Below are 21,218 nucleotides of genomic sequence, written 5' to 3' on the forward strand. Positions count from 1 at the left end.
AGGTTATCAAAATTACGAACGCAGACATGACCAGACTGAGCCAAGAACACTTGTATTGATCAATTAACTTCAATATCCTTGGAGCCACTACTTCCAAGTTAATGCTATCTATTCTAAATAATCCGATAACAGCCTATTCGTTTCATAGTTATTATGTACTATTTTTTCCGGTGGGATAGTTGAAGGTGCCGAATGTGAGTTCTAGTTGACTCAGACCTGTCAAGCTACCGCATAACAATACTTGGTCGCTAACTCGCAAGTCCATGCCGCCATCAGGATAGCGGATAAACTTACCATCTCGCCGGATCGCCTGTACCTGTACTCCAAATTGCTTGCCGATATCTAAATCTGCAAGGGTTTTACCTAGCGTTGGCGCATCTGGATTAACTGTAATCCACTGACAAGCACTATTTTCTCCGGGAACAGCAGCTTGTCCCTTGGCGAATTCTGCTAAAGCTGCTAGTTCTTCATCTGCTCCCACTACTAGTAAGCGATCGCCATCTTCCAATTTGGTTTTATTATTGGGATAATCGATTTCATCCCCGTTAGCGCGGCGAATTGCCATCAAACTCGCTCCTGTTAAGTAGCGCATATCTGCTTCTTCTATGCTCATCCCAATTAGGGGCGAAGCAGATGGTAAAGGATACCAGCGCTGATTTAAATCGCGGGTTGCTTGGCGCAAATCATGGGCAACTTCAGTCGCAGAACGTTCTGGCCGCAATTCTAAATAATGATCGTTGCGGATTTGCTGCATTTCGCGTTGGACGTCAGCTGGCGACAACAAGCCTAAACCAGTTAATAAATAGGTTGCCATTTCTAAGCTGGCTTCAAACTCTGGTTGCACAACTTCTCTGGCTCCCAATTGATACAGCACCTCAATGTTTTTATCCTGGGTAGCACGGACAACCAAATCTAATTCTGGGCGCAATTCTAAAGCGCGTTTTAAGCAAAGACGAGTACTCATGGGGTCTGGAAGTGCGATCGCCATTCCTTTGGCATGATTCACCCCGGCAGTTTCCAGAACGTGTAAACTCACGCAATTGCCATAGACATAAGACACCCCAGCCTCACGCAACTGCTGAATTCTACTTTCTGATTGGTCGATTACTACCACAGGTAGGTCGTGTTGCAGCAACAATTTCACTAAATTTTTGCCGACTCGCCCATAGCCGCAGACTACCACATGGTCTTTGAAGGGCAAATCTTCTGATACATCCCGCGCCTCTTGTTCTTCTAAATACGGTTTCAACCAGGGCATTGATTCGGCAAAGTTAAATAAAAATGGCACTAACCGCAGCACAAATGGGGTAAGCATGAGTGTGACTGCGGTGGTTCCCAAAATTAATAAGTATATTTGGCGGGACACCAGCCCCAAAGACTGCCCTTCACTAGCGAGAACAAATGAAAATTCCCCAATTTGCGCCAGTCCTAAACCGGTGATGATGGCTGTTTTCAAAGGGTAGCGGAATAGTTTCACTAGAGGCGTGATAATCAAAAATTTACCGACGAAAACTAGTGCCACCAACCCTAAAATTAATTCTAGGTTGTTCCACAAAAACACTGGGTCAATTAACATCCCAATGGCAGCAAAAAATAAACTGGCAAAAATATCTCGCAGTGGTTCGACATAAGTCAGGGTTTGATCGGCGTATTCCACCTCAGAAATCATCAAACCTGCGACAAATGCCCCCATTTCAATCGACAGCCCCAAATGCTCTGTCAGCAAGGCAATGCCCAAACATAGGGCTACAACCCCTAATAAAAATAGTTCTTTACTTTCGGTACGGGCTAACAGTCGCAACAAAGGCGGTATCAGCCAAATCCCCACAGCTACTGCCCCAGCAGCAAATAAACCAATCAAAGCTAGGGCTGTTAGTACGGCGATACCAATGGTTTCTGCTGGCTGGTTGAGGGCTGGTAAGACTGCTAACATCAGTCCTAGTGCCAAGTCCTGTACTACCAAAATACCCAGCATCACTTGCCCGTGAGGTGTTTCTGTTTCGTTGTCTTCCATCAAGCACTTGAGGACAACGGCTGTGGAAGACAAGGACAGAATACACCCCAAAAACATCCCCTTAGCAGGTAAAGTTCCCCAGGCTCCGGTTAACCCGCAGACCACAACTGTTACCAAAATTGTCAAAGCAATCTGGAGTCCACCGCCGCCAAGAGCGATCGCTTTGACTTTCTTGAGTTCCGCAAAGGAAAATTCTACACCCAAGGCGAATAACAAAAAGGCGACCCCGAACTGTGCCAGAGTCTCTACTTGAATAATTTCTTTAATCAGTCCCAGTCCGGCTGGTCCAATGACTATCCCGCCAATCAGATATCCTAGCAGTACGGGTTGTCGCAAAAGTGCCGCCAACAGTCCGCCACAGGCTGCAACGCCTAGAACTAAAACTAAATCAACAATTAACCTAAAATCTTCTTGCACCAGTTTTAAAAGAACTATTAAGACCTATTAATTCAGGATACAAAGTTTTATGATTTCAAGGCAATTGAGGGTTAAAATTTAAACGCAAAGGCGCGGAGCGATCCCCAGGATAGGGGCGCAGAGGCACGCAGGGAATTCGCTACGAATTAATGAAATGCTGTACTTAGCGATCGCCTATCCAATCCCTCTGACTTATACTGTATGCGGAAATCATCAATATAATAACTAATTCGGTGGCTGATTGCAGTATGAATAATCGGTGTAAAGTTAAGGCTACAGCTTGTTTTCAGATAAATGGTCATGTTTGAACGATATGAAGACGAGGGACATACTATATTTCATGGCGATGCCCTACATATTTTGTCTAGTGAGATTTCCTCTGAATCTGTAGATATTGTTTTTATCGATCCCCCCTACAACATCGGAAAACGGTTTTCAAATTTCTACGACAAATGGGAATCTGAGGAGGAGTACGCGAAGTGGGCATATAAGTTGCTTGATGAATGTCTGCGGATATTGAAGCCAAATGGAACTTTATATGTGATGACAAGCACTCAAGCGATGCCATACTTTGACCTTTACTTAAGGCAGAAAATAGTAATTCTTAGCCGAATTGTCTGGCATTACGATAGTTCTGGAGTTCAAGCAACAAAATACTTCGGCTCAATGTATGAGCCAATACTTCACTGTGTTAAAGACAAAAGCAATTATATTTTCAACTCAAGTGATATTAAAATAGAAGCAAAAACAGGCGCAAAGAGGAAGTTGATTGATTACAGAAAACCCGTTCCAAGCCAATACAATACAGAAAAAGTACCTGGGAATGTATGGTACTTTCCTCGTGTGAGATATCGAATGGAAGAATATGAAAATCATCCCTCACAAAAACCCGAATCATTACTAGAGAGAATTATTCTTGCAAGTAGCGATCGGGGTAGTATTGTGCTTGATCCATTCGCCGGAACCTTTACATCTGCTGCTGTGGCAAAACGTTTAGGGCGGATTTCTATTAGTATAGAATCTCAAGAAGAATATCTGAAAATTGGTCTTAGACGTGTTCTTGGATGCAAAGAATACAAAGGAGAAAAGTTATTATCTCCGCAAAAGAACAATAGTATAACAAACAAAAATGGGCAAAAAATCAACGCCCATACAGGGGAAGTTTTTTGATGCCGATAGTAGAGCATAAATTCACAAAATAAATCCTTGAGATTCTAATAGCAATTCTGTATAAAGATGCACTAAACCATATTTTAAGTACAAGAAATAAAAACGAACCGCAAAGGACGCAAAGGACACAAAGAAAGAAAGAAAGAAAGAAAGAAAGAAAGAATGAATGAAAGAAAGAAAGAAGTTAAAAGGGTTTGGCGCAGCTTCACAAAGAAATGGTATAAATTATCATTTTACCAACCAGGGAGATAGAGTTTTGAACTTTAGTGAGTTATTGCAGTACCTAAATATTAAGATAATAGCTGCCAATCGAGGGTCTAAGTCACGAGGAGGATTTGCAAACCACTACGCTATCTAGAACTTGGTAAGGATGTTTTATAAGATTTCTGCATTAACGAAGTTATATTCATGCCTGTAGACCAAGCTAGTGCCACTCTAGTTAATCGCCCAAGTTAAAGACAATTAAATCTTAGGCGAGCTAAGGGCACTCAGTAGCAGCAGTGACCACGGCACTTTAATATCAGGTATGAGCCATGAATACTTTCTCAGTACAGGTAGTACAGCCGGCAACACAAAACGCAAAGAGCGTAACGATGCGGGTCGAACGCCATTTTCATCTACAATTCCATATTGCTTGGCTAGTTCGGCAACAATCTGCACACGTCCTGTACGGCGCATGAGATTTGGCTGACAAGCAAGTGCAGCAATCACCCGTCCAGTTAATAAGGGAGTTTCCCAGTTGTAGCGATCGCTGATGAATGAGTTATTCTTTTGGGTAGCATTGGTTTGATTCATTTGGGAAGCAAAACGGGAAAAAAGCTCAGTACCAACAATACCTGGCCAAATGGAAACAGAAGCGACATTATAGGGTTTTAACTCAACAGCCATATCAGCTGCTAGGCGATCGCAAGCTGCTTTACCAGCACCATAAGCTATATTAAAAAAATAAGACATACTACCCCATGAGGAAATGGTGCAAATTAGTCCAGAGTTACGCTTGGTCATCATTCGGGCAGCAAAAATACTCGCAACATAGTGACTACGAAGACCAACATTGTTGCTAGCATCCCAAAGACTTGGTTCACAATCCCAAAAAGGCTGCCCATAAGCGTCTTTTACTGCCTGAACTCCTGAGTAAGCATTATTCACCAATAGGTCGAGTTGTCCATTCTGCTCATCTTGGATGCGTTCAAACAATAAACGTACCTGCTCATCGTCGCTGTGGTCTACTTGGACAGGAATGCACACACCACCAACTTCCTCTATGGCTGATTGGGTTTCACTAAGACTCCCTGAAACTGCATCACTCGATGAGTTGTTGAGGCTGCGACCTGTGACGTAGACAGTTGCACCAGCCTCAGCCAAGCCAATAGCAATTCCTTTACCAATTCCCCGTGTAGCACCTGTTACCAATGCCACTCTACCCTCAAGGTGTTTCATTTTCATGATCGCTTTTCTCTGCGGTTAACGATATAGCCAAACACGCAACAGTGAAAGCAATTGTTCGGTATCTACGGGTTTGGTGATGTAGTCTGAGGCGCCGGCTTCAATACACTTCTCGCGATCGCCTTGCATGGCTTTAGCAGTCAGTGCAATAATCGGCAAGGATTTAAATTGCTCGTTTTGGCGGATTAAGCGTGTTGTTTCGTAACCATCCATTTCTGGCATCATTACGTCCATCAAAACGACATCAATATCTGGTGTACTTTCCAACAGAGTAATCCCCTCTCTGCCATTTTCAGCATATAAAACCTGTATGTGATAACGCTCCAGCATACTGGTAAGGGCGAAGATATTACGCATATCGTCGTCTACAATTAGCGCTTTCTTGCCAGTGAGTAAGTAGTCTATGGAATGCAGTTGTTCGAGTATTTGTCGCTTGGGTGCAGGTAAATTTGCTTGGACTCGGTGTAAAAATAATGCTGTTTCATCGAGGAGACGTTCGGGCGATCGCACATCTTTAATGATGATTGTCTCTGCAATTCGTCTGAGTTCTGTTTCTTGAGCTTTGCTAATTTCTCTACCAGTGTAGACAATAATTGGTAAAGTTTTACCGTGAGGTAAAAGTTTTATCTGGTCGATCAGTTCAAACCCGGTCATGTCGGGTAGTCCTAAATCGAGAACGAGGCAATCAAAATGCTGTGAGCGAATAGCTTCTAGGGCTGCTGCACCCGTAGCAACAGCAGTGGTAGAAACGTCACTGTTGCCAATCAACTCCACAATACTACGCCGTTGAGTGTCGTCATCTTCGACTACTAACAAATTTTTCACTTGGCGCTCAACAAAACCTTTAATTTTGATCAACGCCTCGGATATTGTCTCGCTGGTTAAAGGCTTTTGCAGATATGCGATCGCACCTAGTTGCAAACCGCGTTGTCTCCCTTCTTCAACTGTCATAATATGTACAGGAATGTGACGGGTATTTGGGTCATGTTTGAGACGATCCAATACCGTCCAACCATCCATTTCGGGCAACCTGATATCTAGCAAAATGGCTGAAGGCTGGAATTGCTGCGCTAGCATCAAACCTGTACTACCGGTTTGGGCAGTGATTACCTTGAATCCTTGCTGTTGCGCCATCTCTAGAAGGATACGCGCAAAATTAACGTCATCTTCAACAATTAGTAACACGCGATCGCCTCTTTCAATAGTAGTGCGATCGTCATTAATCAGTGGGGAGTGGGGAGTGGCGAGTAGGGAGTAGGGAGTGGGGAGTGGTTTTGATGTTGACTCAGGACTCAGGACTCGGAACTCGGAACTCAATTGTGGTAAGTAGAATGTAAAGGTGCTACCTTGACCGGGTTGACTGATTAGTTTAATTTCGCCGCCAAAAAGACGGGCGATTTCGCGGCTAATTGATAAGCCTAATCCGGTGCCGCCGAATCTGCGACTGGTAGAGCCATCGGCTTGCTGAAATGCCTCGAAAATCACTTTCTGCTTTTCAGGGGCAATGCCAATGCCTGTATCGCTGACTGAGAAGGCGATGACAAGCTGGGCGCGATTTAAAGTTTCCTGGTCGTTGCTCCACCCTTGCTTCGCCACCGCAATCCGTAAACGTACCTCCCCTTGCTCTGTAAATTTAAAAGCGTTGGAGAGCAGATTTTTCAACACCTGTTGTAAGCGTTTGACATCTGTATAAATGGTCAGCGGCAATTCGGGAGTAAATTCAATTGCAAATGCCAGTCCTTTGCTCTGAGCGATTTCTCGGAAGGTACGCTCAGTTTGTTCGCCCAACTCTGTCAATGGCATTTGGGTCATCTCAATTGACATAGTTCCAGATTCAATTTTAGCGAGATCCAGAATGTCATTGATTAACGTCAATAAATCAGTACCGGCTGAGTAAATTGTTTGGCTGTATTCGACTTGTTTGGCGGTGAGGTTGTGATCGATGTTATCTGTTAATAACTTCGCCAAAATTAACAAGCTGTTTAGCGGTGTCCGCAGTTCATGGGACATATTGGCGAGAAACTCTGACTTGTATTTTGAAGAAAGGGCGAGTTGTTCAGCCTTATCTTCTAAAGATAGTCTTGCTTGTTCAATTTCCCGATTTTTGCGCTCGACTTCTTTCTTCTGCATCGCCAACAATTCTGCCTTTTCTTCTAATTCGGCGTTGGTTTGTTGCAGTTCTTCTTGCTGTCCTTTGAGTAAATCTTCGGAAGTTTTGAGTGATTGGGCTTGTTGTTCTAAGCGCTTGTTGGTTTCCCGGAGTTCATTTTGCTGGGTTTGGAGTTCTTCAGCCAAAGATTGCGACTGCTTGAGCAATTCTTCAGTTCGCATGGATGCTGCGATCGTGTTCAGGACGATCGCTATACTTTCGGTAAGTTGGTCGAAGAATGTCAAATGAATTTCGCTAAAGCGGCGGAAGGATGCTAATTCTATGACTGCTGTCACTTGTCCTTCAAAAAGCACAGGTAACACCACAGCATTAAGTGGAGTTGCTTCTCCTAAACCAGAACCAATTCTTATATAATCACTTGGTACATCTGTCAACAGTATTCGCTCTTTTTCTAAAGCGCATTGTCCCACCAAACCTTCACCCAATTGGAAGCGGTTAGCTAAATGTCTGCGTTCGCGGTAAGCGTAGCTACTAATTAGTTTCAAATACGGTGTATGTTCTAGAGAGTCCATGAGGAAGAATACGCCGTGTTGCGCTCCTACTAATGGTGCTAGTTCTGAGAGAATTAGTTTAGATACAGTTTCTAAGTCTCGCTGACCTTGCAGCATTCGGGTAAACTTGGCTAAGTTAGTTTTCAACCAGTCTTGTTCGGTGTTTTTCTGCGTTGTCTCCCGCAGATTTGCAATCATCTGGTTGATGTTGTCTTTGAGTATCGCTACTTCTCCTAGTGCTTCCACGGCAATGGAACGAGTTAAATCGCCTTTAGTTACAGCTGTAGCAACTTCTGCGATCGCTCGCAACTGGGTAGTAAGTGTAGCAGCAAGTTCATTTACATTATCTGTCAAATCTTTCCAAGTCCCAGCCGCCCCAGGTACTCTAGCTTGTCCGCCTAATTTCCCTTCGATTCCCACTTCTCGCGCCACTGTGGTTACTTGATTGGCAAAGGTCGCTAGAGTATCAATCATTTCGTTGATTGTCTCTGCCAAAGTTTCAATTTCTCCCTTGGCATCTAACATTAGTTTCCGTTTCAAGTCACCGTTCGCAACTGCCGTTACAACTCTGGCAATCCCGCGCACTTGTGCCGTTAAGTTCCCCGCCATTGAATTAACGTTATCAGTTAAATCTTTCCAAGTTCCGGCAACACCTTGGACTTGCGCTTGTCCGCCCAACTTCCCTTCAGTTCCCACTTCCCGCGCCACCCGCGTTACTTCACTTGCAAAGGAACTGAGTTGATCTACCATTGTATTGGTGGTATTCTTCAAATCCAAAATTTCGCCTTTGGCATCGACGGTAATTTTCTTCGATAGGTCGCCATTTGCTACCGCCTTGGTAACTTCCGCGATGTTGCGAACTTGTCCGGTGAGGTTCCCCGCCATTGAGTTTACATTGTCCGTCAAATCTTTCCAAGTTCCAGCAACTCCTCTGACGTAAGCTTGCACGCCAAGTTTCCCTTCCGTTCCTACCTCACGGGCAACCCTGGTAACTTCTGATGCAAAGGAATTTAGTTGATCCACCATTGTGTTAATGGTGTTTTTGAGTTCCTGAATTTCCCCTTTCACATCAACAGTGATTTTCTTCGAGAGGTCGCCATTTGCTACCGCCGTGGTAACTTCGGCAATGTTTCGCACTTGTGCCGTCAAACTTCCCGCCATGAAGTTTACACTGTCAGTCAAATCTTTCCAAGTTCCGGCGACACCTTTAACTTCGGCTTGTACGCCCAACTTACCTTCAGTTCCCACCTCACGGGCAACTCTTGTAACTTCACTTGCAAAAGAATTGAGTTGGTCTACCATCGTGTTAACGGTGTTCTTCAACTCTAAAATTTCACCTTTGACATCAACGGAGATTTTTTTAGATAAGTCGCCATTAGCTACGGCGGTGGTCACGGCGGCAATGTTTCGCACCTGTGCCGTTAAGCTTCCCGCCATGAAGTTCACGCTGTCAGTTAAATCTTTCCAAGTTCCAGCCACGCCGCGTACATCTGCTTGCACGCCTAATTTACCCTCGCTTCCCACTTCACGCGCCACCCTTGTGACTTCCGATGCAAAAGAGTTGAGTTGATCCACCATTATATTGATGGTATTCTTGAGTTCTAGAATTTCGCCTTTAACACCAACAGTAATTTTCTTAGATAAGTCACCATTTGCGATCGCAGTCGTAACTTCAGCGATGTTCCGCACCTGTGCCGTTAAACTTCCCGCCATGAAGTTCACGCTGTCAGTCAAATCTTTCCAAGTACCAGCAACGTCTTTCACATCTGCTTGTACACCCAATTTACCTTCAGTCCCCACTTCCCGCGCAACTCTTGTGACTTCCGATGCAAAGGAACTGAGTTGATCAACCATCGTGTTAATTGTGTTCTTCAACTCCAGAATTTCACCTTTAACATCGACAGTAATTTTCTTAGAAAGGTCGCCGGTTGCAACGGCGGTAGTTACTTCGGCAATATTCCGCACCTGTGCCGTTAAACTTCCCGCCATAAAATTCACGCTGTCGGTTAAGTCTTTCCAAGTGCCAGCCACGCCCCGCACTTCTGCTTGCACGCCCAGTTTACCCTCACTTCCCACCTCACGGGCAACCCTTGTAACTTCCGATGCAAAAGAATTGAGTTGATCCACCATTGTGTTGATGGTATTTTTGAGTTCCTGAATTTCACCTTTGACATCAACGGTGATTTTCTTGGATAAGTCACCTGTTGCTACAGCAGTAGTAACTTCGGCAATGTTCCGCACCTGTGCCGTTAAGCTTCCCGCCATAAAGTTCACGCTATCGGTGAGATCCTTCCAAGTGCCAGCGACACCTTTGACATCTGCTTGACCGCCCAATTTTCCTTCTGCACCTACTTCACGCGCCACCCTTGTGACTTCCGATGCAAAAGAATTAAGTTGATCCACCATGATGTTAACGGTGTTTTTCAACTCTAAAATTTCGCCTTTGACATCAACAGTAATTTTCTTAGAAAGGTCGCCGTTGGCTACTGCTGTGGTAACTTCCGCGATGTTTCGCACCTGTCCGGTAAGATTACCAGCCATTAAGTTAACGTTGTCAGTTAAATCTTTCCAAGTCCCTGCTACACCCCGGACTTCTGCTTGCACACCCAACTTTCCTTCAGTTCCCACCTCACGGGCAACCCTTGTAACTTCCGATGCAAAAGAATTAAGTTGATCCACCATTGTGTTGATGGTGTTCTTGAGTTCCAGAATTTCGCCTTTCACATCCACAGTGATTTTCTTGGAAAGGTCGCCTGTTGCTACTGCTGTTGTCACTTCCGCGATATTTCGCACCTGTCCCGTCAAGCTTCCCGCCATGAAGTTTACACTATCGGTAAGGTCTTTCCACGTACCCGCAACGCCGCGAACTTCTGCTTGACCGCCCAATTTTCCTTCTGCACCCACCTCACGCGCAACTCTTGTGACTTCCGATGCAAAGGAATTCAGTTGATCCACCATGATGTTAACGGTGTTTTTCAACTCTAAAATTTCGCCTTTGACATCAACAGTAATTTTCTTGGATAAGTCGCCATTCGCTACCGCCGTTGTCACTTCCGCAATGTTACGGACTTGGGCGGTAAGATTCCCTGCCATCAAATTAACGTTGTCAGTTAAATCTTTCCAAGTCCCTGCGACTCCTTTAACTTCGGCTTGCACGCCCAACTTCCCTTCAGTTCCCACCTCACGGGCAACTCTTGTGACTTCCGATGCAAAAGAATTAAGCTGATCCACCATCGTGTTGACAGTGTTTTTTAGTTCCAGAATTTCGCCTTTAACATTAACGGTGATTTTTTTCGATAAGTCACCATTGGCGATCGCAGTGGCAACTTCGGCAATGTTGCGAACTTGTCCAGTGAGATTACCCGCCATCAAGTTAACGTTATCAGTCAAATCTTTCCAAGTTCCAGCCACACCTTGCACTTGGGCTTGAACACCCAACTTCCCCTCAGTTCCCACCTCACGCGCCACCCGCGTTACTTCCGATGCAAAGGAACCAAGCCGATCCACCATCGTGTTCACGATATTAGCAGTTTGAAGAAACTCACCTTGCAAAGGTCTGCCGTCAATTTCTGTAGCGATCGTTTGCGATAAGTCACCATTAGCGACAGCCCGAATCACCCGAGTAGTTTCAGCTGTCGGTTGAACTAAATCTGTAATTAGAGTATTGACAGAAGTAACACAATCTGACCATGAACCGCGAACATCTCCGAGAGAGGCGCGATCGGCAATTTTGCCTTCTTTACCGACAACATTACCAATTCGCTGTAATTCCGCCGCCATCCGCTCATTTTGATCAATAATATCATTAAGCGTATCAGCTATTTTCCCCGCCACACCAGTATGATCTATAGGCATCCGAGCCGAGAAGTCACCTTGTTTAACAGCATTCAGCGTTCTTAGTAGCTGATTTAAATCTAGATTATCGCTGTCTCTAGTTAACTGTTCGGTTGCCATAGCCTTATCCTTATATTTATTCTTTAAAAGTTTTTTGTATTTTTCCCACCCCGTACCTGCTTAAGGTACTTTCAGGTAATGCTTAACGCTTCTTGACCCTTGGGCAATGGTTAAACCAATTCGCAATTCGCAATTCGCAATTCGCAATTTGCAATTACGTTTTGTGACGGGGATTTAGACCCCGACACAAAACGCGCTGCCTATAGAGGCAGGGGACTTAAACCCCCAAAGTTCGTTAAGTTAATTTTAACCCTCATGCAGCTGCTCTTTAGCTAGTAGTGCTGCTAGCCCTCTCTGAAGTATCATGATCAATCATAGCTAGCTGGCAAATATTTCTCCAGAAACCCAAAGAGTAAGCAAATTGGGGAATTTAAGAAAATTTTTATGGTCGCTGATCAAATCTCTGCTTTCCTCTCTGCGTTCTCCGTGCCTCTGCGGTTTAAAAGTTATTTATTGAACCACTCCAGGTACAGAGAACACAGAGGAAAGAGGAATTATTATCCAAAAATTTTACCCACCTTGAAAGGGCTAGGATAATAGAACTTACGCATTGACAAGGTTGCCAAAAAGTGAAGTAAGCGAAAACAAGTAAATTTTCAGGCGATCGCTACGGACTTGTGTTCTGAACCAAAAGACTTGTGTTCTGAACCAACAGACTTGTGTTCTGAACCAACAGACTTGTTTTCTGAACCAACAGACTTGTTTTCTGAACCAACAGACTTGTTTTCTGAACCAACAGACTTGTGTTGTGAACCAAGAAGCTCCTCTTCTGAACCAAAAGGCTTCTCTTCTGAACCAAGAGGCTCGTCTTCTGAACCAAGAGGCTCGTCTTCTGAACCAACGGACTTGTGTTGTCAACCAATCATTACGCACATAATAGCCAATTTGTGAAGTGCGTAAGTCCTAGATAATTAGGAAAAGCCTGAAACAACCTATTTTTGTTAATGCACATCACGATGAATTTGTACAGTGCGTAATTCGTAATTATTAATAAGTACGTGGGTTGAATTAGATATTTCTTCCTTCTCTTTATGTCCTTAGTGGTTGTTTGCGATCGCACCCCTGACGGCAACTTCATACTGATTCTCACAGGTAACTAACTATACAGCTTACCTGCAACAAGCATCCTGCGGCATCACAAGGAATTCTGACAAATCAGCCTTAAAAGTACTTGGCGAAAAAGGTTCAATTTGATATTGTTGATAAACATATCAAACTGATATATCAAAATGCTGAAGTTGTCAGTATTAGGTCTATTACAGCGAGAGCCATTAAATGGTTATCGACTCAAACAGCAACTAGAGATGTTTATGAGTTGCAGTATTTGTGTCAACTATGGGGCGATTTATCCTCTTCTGAAGCGCATGGAAGAACAAGGTGAAGTGATTTTATGTGCAGAACAGGGACAAGAAGCTGGGCAGTGTGGAAAAGTATATGAGATTACACCCCTCGGTAAAAAAACTTGGTATCAAGAGATGCTGGTATATCCTCATGAAAGCTGGGTGAATGCGCGATCGCGATTCTTAATCAAGTTTTTTTTCTTTGGTCAATTATTACCCGAAGAACGAGTGCAGTTAATTGAGCATCGATTGATGTCATGTCGGTTACGTCTAGCAGAGAAAAAAGCACTTGAAATTACTGATGATTTATATCAAGCAAAATTACAAAAGCGGGTAGTTGAAGTGATCAAATCGGAGATAGAGTGGCTAGTTGAGCAACTCCAAACAGAACAACTTCAGCAAAACAGCTTTAACCCAAAAAACTTTTGAAGTATCCTAACTAACTATGTGGATCGTCAAAATTGCTTTACGTCTTCCGTATACATTCGCGATCGCAGCTTTAATGATTGTGATCTTGGGTGTAGTCACGATATTTGGTACACCAGTTGACATTTTCCCCGCAATTAACATTCCCGTTGTCAGCGTAGTTTGGACTTACACTGGAACCACATCTGAGGAAATGGCCCAGCGAATCGTGACAATTAGCGAACGCGCCATGACCACAACTGTTGGTGACATCGAACACATTGAGTCTCAATCTTTAAGTGGTGTTAGTGTCGTCAAGGTTTTCTTCCAACCGAACGCGAATATCCCCTCAGCAGTCGCTCAAATTACCTCTGTCAGCCAAACAGTTCTCCGCCCTTTGCCACCGGGGATCACACCGCCATTCATCATTCAATATAACGCTTCTTCGGTGCCGATTGTCCAGATGAGTGTCAGTAGCAAAACTTTACCGGAAGAAGCACTCTTCGACTATGCTACCAACTTCGTCCGCACCCAATTAGCAACAGTGCAAGGGGCGAGTGTACCTCTGCCCTATGGTGGGAAACCTCGGCAAATTATGGTTGATATCGATCCCCAAGCGATGTTGGCTAATGGCATTTCTGCCCAAGACGTGACTAATGCTGTCAGTGCCCAAAATCTGGTCTTGCCCGCAGGGGATATGAAGATCGGCGATCGTGACTTCGCGGTACAAATCAACAATAGTCCAAGTGTGGTGTCAGCCCTCAACGACTTGCCAATTAAGCAAGTTAATGGTACTGTTATCCACATTCGTGATGTCGCCCAAGTCAGAGATGGCTTTGGTGTGCAATCAAATATTGTACGTCAGAATGGGAGACGATCGAGCTTACTTAGTATCCTGAAGAGTGGCAATGCCTCGACTATTGATGTGATTGATCGGGTAAAAAAAGCTTTGCCTCGCATCCAATCCACCTTGCCCCCCGAACTGAATTTAGCGTTTTTGTTCGATCAATCTATATTTGTGAAAGCTTCTATTGAAGGCGTTTTGAAAGAAGGATTGATTGCAGCATCTCTTACCGCGCTGATGATTTTGATTTTCCTGGGAAGTTGGCGCAGCACTATAATTGTAGCCGTATCGATTCCCCTCTCGATGCTAGTTTCGATCATTGTGATGAGTCGTTTGGGACAAACTTTTAACATCATGACCTTAGGTGGTTTGTCCTTAGCTGTGGGTATTCTTGTAGATGATGCCACAGTAGAAATTGAAAATATCCACCGAAATCTCGGACAGGGTAAACCAATCAAGCGAGCAATCTTAGATGGAGCGCAGCAAATAGCAACTCCAGCATTCGTTGCAACATTATGTATTTGTATTGTCTTTGTGCCGGTCGTGTTTCTAAGTGGAGTGGCAAAGTACCTATTTGTCCCGCTAGCGATGGCGGTAGTATTTGGTATGCTTGCTTCCTATGTGCTATCTCGGACTGTAGTACCGACAATGGCAAGCTATTTTCTACCTTATGAAGCGGACTGGCATAGAGAAAACGAGGATCATAATGGTAACAACAACCATCATCTAGATTCGCCAGTCCAAAACAATAATGGTCATAGCGACAACCATTATATAGATTCGCCAGTCGAAAACAATAATGGTCATGGAGACAACCACGACCAAAGGTCACAGATAACAACAAAAACTGCCGAATCTGTTAAGAAAGATTGGATATGGCGGCTACACGAAAAGTTTAACCGACAATTTGAGAAATTTCGCAGTTGGTACTACGATGTGCTGAACTCAGCATTAAATCACCGCCGCATAGTGTTTGTACTGTTTGGTGCTTTTATCGTCAGTGCAGGAGTTTTGTTACCGTTCGTCGGTCAAGACTTTTTCCCGGAAGTCGATGGTGGTCAGTTTAGCCTCCATGTTCGAGCCTTACCTGGGACTCGTTTGGAAGAGACAGAAAAAATTGTTAGCCAAGTCGAAAGCGTTATCCGCCAGACTGTACCAAAAGAGAATCTCTCTCTGATTCTGGATAACATCGGCTTACCCACCAGTGGCATTAACCTTACCTATGGCTATAACGGCGCCACAATTGGGCAGGCTGATGCTGATATTCTTGTATCCCTAAAAGAATCTGGTTCAACTTTTTCTTACGTCAAGCAACTCCGCCAGAAATTGAAAGCGACATTTCCCAATTACACCTTCTTTTTTGAGCCGGCTGATATTGTGACTCAAATTCTCAATTTCGGTTTACCTGCTGCTGTTGACGTGCAAATATCTGGGCCTTTGAAAAACTCAAAGGGCAACTTTGAAATTGCCCAACAAATCGCCGCCCGGATGACGCGCATTCCTGGCGCTGTAGATGTACATCTACACCAAGTTGTCGATGCTCCAAAATTACGTCTTGATGTAGATCGCACCGAGGCTCAACAATTGGGTATGACCCAGCGTGATGTTGCCAATAGCGTCCTGACTTCCTTAAGTTCAAGCGGTCAAGCCGCAATCAACCAATGGCTTGATCCCAAAAAAGGCGTGAGTTACACCCTGGCAGTCCAAGTTCCCCAGTATAAAATTGACTCTATTGACAGCCTGAAAAATACGCCAGTTGGCAACGGTCAAAATGCACCCCAACTTTTAGGTAATTTGGCTAGTGTCAAACGCGACACAGTGATGCAAGTTGTCAATCACTATAACATTCAGCCAGTTTTCGATATTTACGCTAACTCCTCTGGTCGTGACCTTGGGGGAGTTGCCCGTGATGTAAATCGAATCATCGCTGATTATCAGAAAAAATTGCCTAAAGGAAGTCAGATTAATGTCCGAGGGCAAGTGCAAACGATGAACTCTTCCTTTCTGGGACTTGGTTTAGGACTTGTGTTTGCAATTGTGCTGGTTTACTGCTTAATGGTAGTGAACTTCCAATCTTGGCTCGATCCCCTAATTATTATGATGGCACTGCCAAGCGCCTTAGCAGGTATCATTTGGATGCTATTTGTTACCCGCACCACCATGAGCGTCCCTTCCTTAATGGGTGCAATTATGAGTATAGGTGTGGCGACATCAAACAGTATTCTAATGATCACTTTTGCGAATGAGCAGCGCCAGGAAGGGGAAAATGCCTATAAAGCAGCCCTAGCGGCGGGCTATACAAGATTGCGTCCTGTGTTGATGACTGCCTTAGCCATGCTCATTGGGATGGTGCCAATGTCTCTCGGTCTTGGTGAAGGTGGTGAACAGAATGCACCCTTGGGTCGTGCTGTAATTGGTGGCTTATCAGCTGCAACAGTCGCTACTCTGATCTTTGTACCTGTCGTATACAGCATTATGCGGCGTGAACAACCTCGTCCTATTGATCAGGATGACGACGATTTAAATTTCTCAGATCCAAAGACAGCATACTCATTATCATCACCTCAAAGCAAATCATGAGCAATTCCAACTAAAGCTACAAAGCAATACAGTTCAGTTAAGCGTTTCTTCCTTCTCTTTCTTTTCTTGCTTCTCTTCCTTCTCTTCCTTTGCGTCCTTTGCGTCCTTTGCGGTTCGTTAAAAAAATTGACTTTGACAAAGAGTTAAGCCTTAAGCAACCGTATTAGCCCACAAAAAAAATAGTCAAAGCCAATCATGGTAATGACTCTAGCTGCTAAAATTCTGCTTTCTTAGATAATATGGGACAGTTTACCTATGGATTCTCAGCATCGTCCATCTCCTGATTCAGAACAACAAACGACTTCAAGAAAACAAAAGCGCGGCATCGGTGGAATTGGTTGGGCTGTAATTGGTGCTGTTTTTTTTGCTAGCCTACTGGCCATAGGTATTCTGCCCCGATTAAGCCAAAGGTCAGAATTACAAGCAGCAGTTAAGGAAGCAAGCACCCTACCCACAGTCAACGTGATCACTCCCCGTCGCGCTACTGCTAGTACAAAATTGGAACTAACCGGCAGTGTTGTAGCCCTTAACCAAACGACCATCTACGCGCGCAGTACTGGGTATTTGCGGCGCTGGTACGCAGATATTGGCGATCGCGTCCGAGCTGGTCAGTTGTTGGCAGAAATTGATTCACCAGACACCGATCAGCAAGTTCTACAAGCGAAGGCAGAATTAGTGCAAGCACAAGCTAACGTGCTTCAAACTCGTGCTAATTTAGCTAAAGGTATTTCTGATTTGAAGCAAGCCCGCGCTAATCTATTGATCGCACGTCAGAGCTGGGAACGCTGGCAAATTCTGGTCAAGAAAGGTGCAGTCGCTCAACAAGATGCAGATACAAAATATGCTACATATCAGGCTAATCTTGCCAACGTTGAGGCAGCAGAAAACACTGTTAATTCCGACTCTGCCAACATTAAAGCAGCACAAGCTAACGTCTACGCAAGTCAAGCAAACTTGCAGCGTAATACTGTATTACAGTCTTATAAGAAAGTCACTGCTCCTTTCTCAGGAGTGATTACCGCACGTAACGTAAATACAGGTGTTTTAATTTCAGCAGGTAGTAGTAACACCAGTACTACTAGTAGCATCAGTACCACCAACACCAACACTAGCAACACCAGCCTTTATACTATTGCTGCTTATGACAAGCTAAACGTGAATGTGAGCGTTCCCCAGAGTTTATCACAGTCACTTCAGACTGGTCAAACAGCACAAATTACAGTCAGAGAGTTACCACAACGAGTGTTTACGGGTAAAGTAGTGCGTACTAGCAACGCTATAGATCCAAATACTCGCACTTTGCTGGCACAATTAGAAGTGCATAATTCCGACGCGACGCTGCGACCTGGGATGTATGCCAATGTCATATTTGCCATTAACCGCAACAATCCTCCCTTCGTTGTGCCAGATAGTGCCTTAGTCGTTAACGCCGGAGGTACGCAGGTAGCAACTGTAACCAAAAACCAAACAGTGCATTATCAAAAAGTTGCCGTTGGGCGAGATTATGGTACTGAAGTAGAAATTACATCAGGTCTGACAGGAAATGAATCGCTGATTGCCACTCCTACGGTTGATGACACAGAGGGTTTGCGCGTGCAGCGAATTGCACAAACAAAGTAGACTCAATATTGTCAATTTACAGCGCTTTTCATCTAAGTGAGGAGTATCCTGAAAACCCTAGTGAACAACTCATATATCGCGCAGTATTTTAGATGTTAAGCGATCGCTGATGGTAGTTCTCAAAACGATATCTATCGTAAGCGATCGCTAAAGCACATTTCCTTTAAAAATTAAAGCCAATTATCAACAACAGATATACAACATTAACTACTCAATTTGAATAAGCATATCTGGTTTGAGTCATTTTGATTGCCAACAAAGGCAAAAATAGGACTTACGCAAAACTAGACGCACTCTGGGGCAACTCATGTAGACGCAAAGCGGCTTCCCGTAGGTATTTCCCCTAAGAAGAAAATCATTCTTTTCGGCTATTGTTTGCGTAAATCCTAAAAAAATTAAATGCTCATCCGATCGGAATTACAAATTTAAATCAAAGCAAGTATCTGAACAAAGTTATTCAGGGAATAACACATTATCAATGACATGGATAACACCATTATCAGCTTCCACATCCGAAGTCACAATGTAAGCATCATTCACCTTAACATTATTCTCAGCATTAACTTTGATATCATTTCCCTCGGTCGTTGTTAGCTTTTGCAACTGAACTAAATCAGTCGCATTAATCTTGCCAGAAACCACATGGTACTCTAAAACCTTTCTTAACTTAATCACATCCTGTAGTAGTTCTTCTACGGCTCCTGATGGGAGCTTGGAAAAGGCTTCGTCTGTTGGTGCAAAGACAGTAAATGGCCCATCTCCCTTAAGTGCAGTATCAAGACCAGCAGTAGTAATAGCTGTTACCAAGGTGTTGAAAGAACCTGCATTAATTGCAGTATCTATAATATCCGGCATCTGATGTCACCTCAATTGTGTGAAAACTTGATGTTAAGAGATTTAACACATAAGTGTATTTTTAGACTATCAACCTAAGCTAGATTCAATTGAAGAATGCCCCGCGTGCAAACAACAGCCCAATCACAGCAAGCTACTGAGTAATACTGCGACTACAAAGTGCATGACCGTCTGGCGACAAGCCCATCGTGTTTTGAAGCAACTAGGAAGAATAATCAGCGATCGCTACAGTATAGTGATTCAATGGTCAGATGAGGATAATTGCTACTTAGTACACTTACCGGAATTCCCTTGGCAGCAATTCCACACTCATGGTCAGACCAGACTTTTCACGGGATCTGGAAAACCTCACTTCTATTTCTCTCTCCTACAAGGAGGAGCCACTGCGTTGGGCGGGCAATGCCCGACTTGAAGCACGTGGCGTCAGAGACTTTGAATTTTCCCCCTTAGAGTGTTAGGGGGCTAGGGGGTTAGGTCTTTCGTGGGCTGTTTTCTGATGACTGATGTTAACAATTCGCTTTTTTGGTCAGGTTAGCCAGTAAATTAGAAGTAGGGCGTAAAAAATAAATTGAATCAAAGCGATGTCTAACGACAAGCCGCAAGGCGTGTGCGCTGATTATTTTGCATCTATCGTCGGCGAAGAAAATGCTGTTTGCCTTTGGGAAAATATTGAACTAGGTCAGCAAAAACGTATCCAACGGGCTGTAGCTTCTGGAAAATCACCCAGTTGTATTGTCTATCCCCGCAGCCAACAACAGTTAGCCGCAGTCATCGCCACAGCTGACGCAAACAACTGGCGCGTCCTCCCCTGTGGTAGTGGCAGTAAACTCAGCTGGGGCGGTTTAGCTAAAGGCGTTGATGTCGTAGTTAGTACAGAACGCATCAACCAACTGATTGAACACGCTGTTGGGGATTTCACTGTCACGGTAGAAGCTGGGATGAAATTCTCTGATCTCCAAGCACATTTAGCAAAGTCGCGGCAATTTCTTGCGATTGACCCCACAGCCCCAGAGTCGGCAACCATTGGCGGTATTGTCGCCACAGGTGATACAAGTTCTCTGCGCCAACGTTATGGTAGTGTGCGCGACCAGTTACTAGGTATTACCTTTGTGCGTGCTGATGGACAAGTCGCCAAAGCTGGGGGAAGAGTAGTTAAGAATGTTGCCGGATATGACTTGATGAAGTTGTTTACTGGGTCTTATGGCACATTAGGAGTTATTAGTCAACTAACTTTTCGCCTGTATCCGCTACCAGAGGCATCGGGAACGGTGGTACTGACGGGCAGTGCAGAGGCTATATCTCAAGCGGCTGATATCCTGCGAGGTTCGGCGTTAACACCAGTCCAAGCTGATTTGCTATCAGCTAAACTGGTGTCCAGCTTAGGTTTGGGTCAAGGACTGGGATTAATTGCCCGCTTCCAAAGTATTAGCGAGAGTGTTAAGGAACAGTCAAACCGAGTTTTGGAAGTAGGGCAAAAGTTAGGCTTAGATGGAGCAATTTTTGCAGATGGTGATGAAGTCAGTTTATGGCAGAGATTGCAAAAACGAATACATACTACTGCCACAGAATCGGTAATTACCTGCAAAATAGGAGTGTTACCTACTGCTGCTGTGGAGATTTTGACTCAGGTAGAGTTGGGTTTGATTCATATAAGTAGTGGTTTAGGTTTGTTACAATTAGAGGATAAAAATCAAGTTTTGAAAGTGCGCGATGAGCTACGCTCCGCCAAAGGCGAACGCACTCAAGCTCATAGAGGTTTTTTAACAATTCTGGAAGCACCAATGGCGGTTAAAGAAGAAATAGATGTTTGGGGCTACACGGGTAATGGTTTGCCGTTGATGCGCGGTATTAAGGAACAGTTTGATAGTAAGAATATTTTAAGTCCTGGTCGGTTTGTGGGTGGGATTTAGTT

10 protein-coding genes are annotated in these 21,218 nt (G+C 44.2%); 6 read left to right on the top strand and 4 right to left on the bottom strand.

Going from position 1 to position 21,218, the window contains the following annotated elements; all coding sequences use genetic code 11:
• Positions 1-151: 151 nt before the first annotated feature.
• Positions 152-2,431 (bottom strand): cation:proton antiporter domain-containing protein, encoded by a 2,280-nt coding sequence (locus V7L05_RS05670; protein ID WP_335162599.1) that lies wholly within the window; start codon positions 2,429-2,431, stop codon positions 152-154.
• Positions 2,432-2,731: 300 nt separating this feature from the next.
• Here V7L05_RS05670 and yhdJ point away from each other — a divergent pair, with 300 nt between their 5' ends.
• Entirely contained in the window at positions 2,732-3,601 is an 870-nt protein-coding gene (gene yhdJ / locus V7L05_RS05675; RefSeq protein WP_335162601.1) for an adenine-specific DNA-methyltransferase, read from the top strand.
• 462 nt (positions 3,602-4,063) lie between these two features.
• Here the strand turns inward: yhdJ and V7L05_RS05680 are convergent, their stop codons facing one another.
• The gene (locus V7L05_RS05680) at positions 4,064-5,041 is read right to left on the bottom strand and encodes an SDR family NAD(P)-dependent oxidoreductase (RefSeq protein ID WP_335162603.1); all 978 of its coding nucleotides are present in this window, start codon (positions 5,039-5,041) and stop codon (positions 4,064-4,066) included.
• Positions 5,042-5,065: 24 nt separating this feature from the next.
• Positions 5,066-11,662 carry a hybrid sensor histidine kinase/response regulator gene (locus tag V7L05_RS05685; RefSeq protein WP_335162605.1) on the bottom strand — a complete coding sequence of 2,199 codons (6,597 nt, stop codon included), beginning with the start codon at positions 11,660-11,662 and terminating at the stop codon, positions 5,066-5,068.
• Positions 11,663-12,891: 1,229 nt separating this feature from the next.
• Here V7L05_RS05685 and V7L05_RS05690 point away from each other — a divergent pair.
• From V7L05_RS05690 to V7L05_RS05700, 3 genes are all read left to right on the top strand, one after another.
• Positions 12,892-13,431, top strand: coding sequence for a PadR family transcriptional regulator (locus V7L05_RS05690; protein WP_335162607.1), 540 nt, complete (start codon positions 12,892-12,894; stop codon positions 13,429-13,431).
• Between the two features lie 16 nt (positions 13,432-13,447).
• Complete coding sequence (locus V7L05_RS05695) at positions 13,448-16,831, top strand: efflux RND transporter permease subunit (RefSeq protein WP_335162610.1); 3,384 nt, start codon at positions 13,448-13,450, stop codon at positions 16,829-16,831.
• 255 nt (positions 16,832-17,086) lie between these two features.
• Positions 17,087-18,451 (top strand): efflux RND transporter periplasmic adaptor subunit, encoded by a 1,365-nt coding sequence (locus V7L05_RS05700; RefSeq protein ID WP_335162612.1) that lies wholly within the window; start codon positions 17,087-17,089, stop codon positions 18,449-18,451.
• Positions 18,452-18,904: 453 nt separating this feature from the next.
• Here the strand turns inward: V7L05_RS05700 and V7L05_RS05705 are convergent, their stop codons facing one another.
• Entirely contained in the window at positions 18,905-19,306 is a 402-nt protein-coding gene (locus V7L05_RS05705) for a fasciclin domain-containing protein (RefSeq protein WP_335162614.1), read from the bottom strand.
• A gap of 214 nt (positions 19,307-19,520) precedes the next feature.
• Between V7L05_RS05705 and V7L05_RS05710 the strand changes: the two genes are divergently transcribed.
• Positions 19,521-19,718 carry a type II toxin-antitoxin system HicB family antitoxin gene (locus V7L05_RS05710; RefSeq protein ID WP_335162633.1) on the top strand — a complete coding sequence of 66 codons (198 nt, stop codon included), beginning with the start codon at positions 19,521-19,523 and terminating at the stop codon, positions 19,716-19,718.
• 169 nt (positions 19,719-19,887) lie between these two features.
• Positions 19,888-21,216, top strand: coding sequence for an FAD-binding oxidoreductase (locus V7L05_RS05715; protein ID WP_335162616.1), 1,329 nt, complete (start codon positions 19,888-19,890; stop codon positions 21,214-21,216).
• The last annotated feature ends 2 nt before the right edge of the window (positions 21,217-21,218 follow it).

The organism is Nostoc sp. (assembly GCF_036917755.1).
GTDB lineage: Bacteria > Cyanobacteriota > Cyanobacteriia > Cyanobacteriales > Nostocaceae > Nostoc.

Excerpts from the sequence above, each read along its gene's own strand:
- V7L05_RS05715 (WP_335162616.1), top strand. The coding sequence starts at position 19,888 with ATGTCTAACGACAAGCCGCAAGGCGTGTGCGCTGATTATTTTGCATCT.
- V7L05_RS05705 (WP_335162614.1), bottom strand. The coding sequence starts at position 19,306 with ATGCCGGATATTATAGATACTGCAATTAATGCAGGTTCTTTCAACACC.
- V7L05_RS05680 (WP_335162603.1), bottom strand. The coding sequence starts at position 5,041 with ATGAAACACCTTGAGGGTAGAGTGGCATTGGTAACAGGTGCTACACGG.
- V7L05_RS05690 (WP_335162607.1), top strand. The coding sequence starts at position 12,892 with ATGCTGAAGTTGTCAGTATTAGGTCTATTACAGCGAGAGCCATTAAAT.
- V7L05_RS05685 (WP_335162605.1), bottom strand. The coding sequence starts at position 11,662 with ATGGCAACCGAACAGTTAACTAGAGACAGCGATAATCTAGATTTAAAT.
- V7L05_RS05695 (WP_335162610.1), top strand. The coding sequence starts at position 13,448 with ATGTGGATCGTCAAAATTGCTTTACGTCTTCCGTATACATTCGCGATC.
- yhdJ (WP_335162601.1), top strand. The coding sequence starts at position 2,732 with ATGTTTGAACGATATGAAGACGAGGGACATACTATATTTCATGGCGAT.
- V7L05_RS05700 (WP_335162612.1), top strand. The coding sequence starts at position 17,087 with ATGGATTCTCAGCATCGTCCATCTCCTGATTCAGAACAACAAACGACT.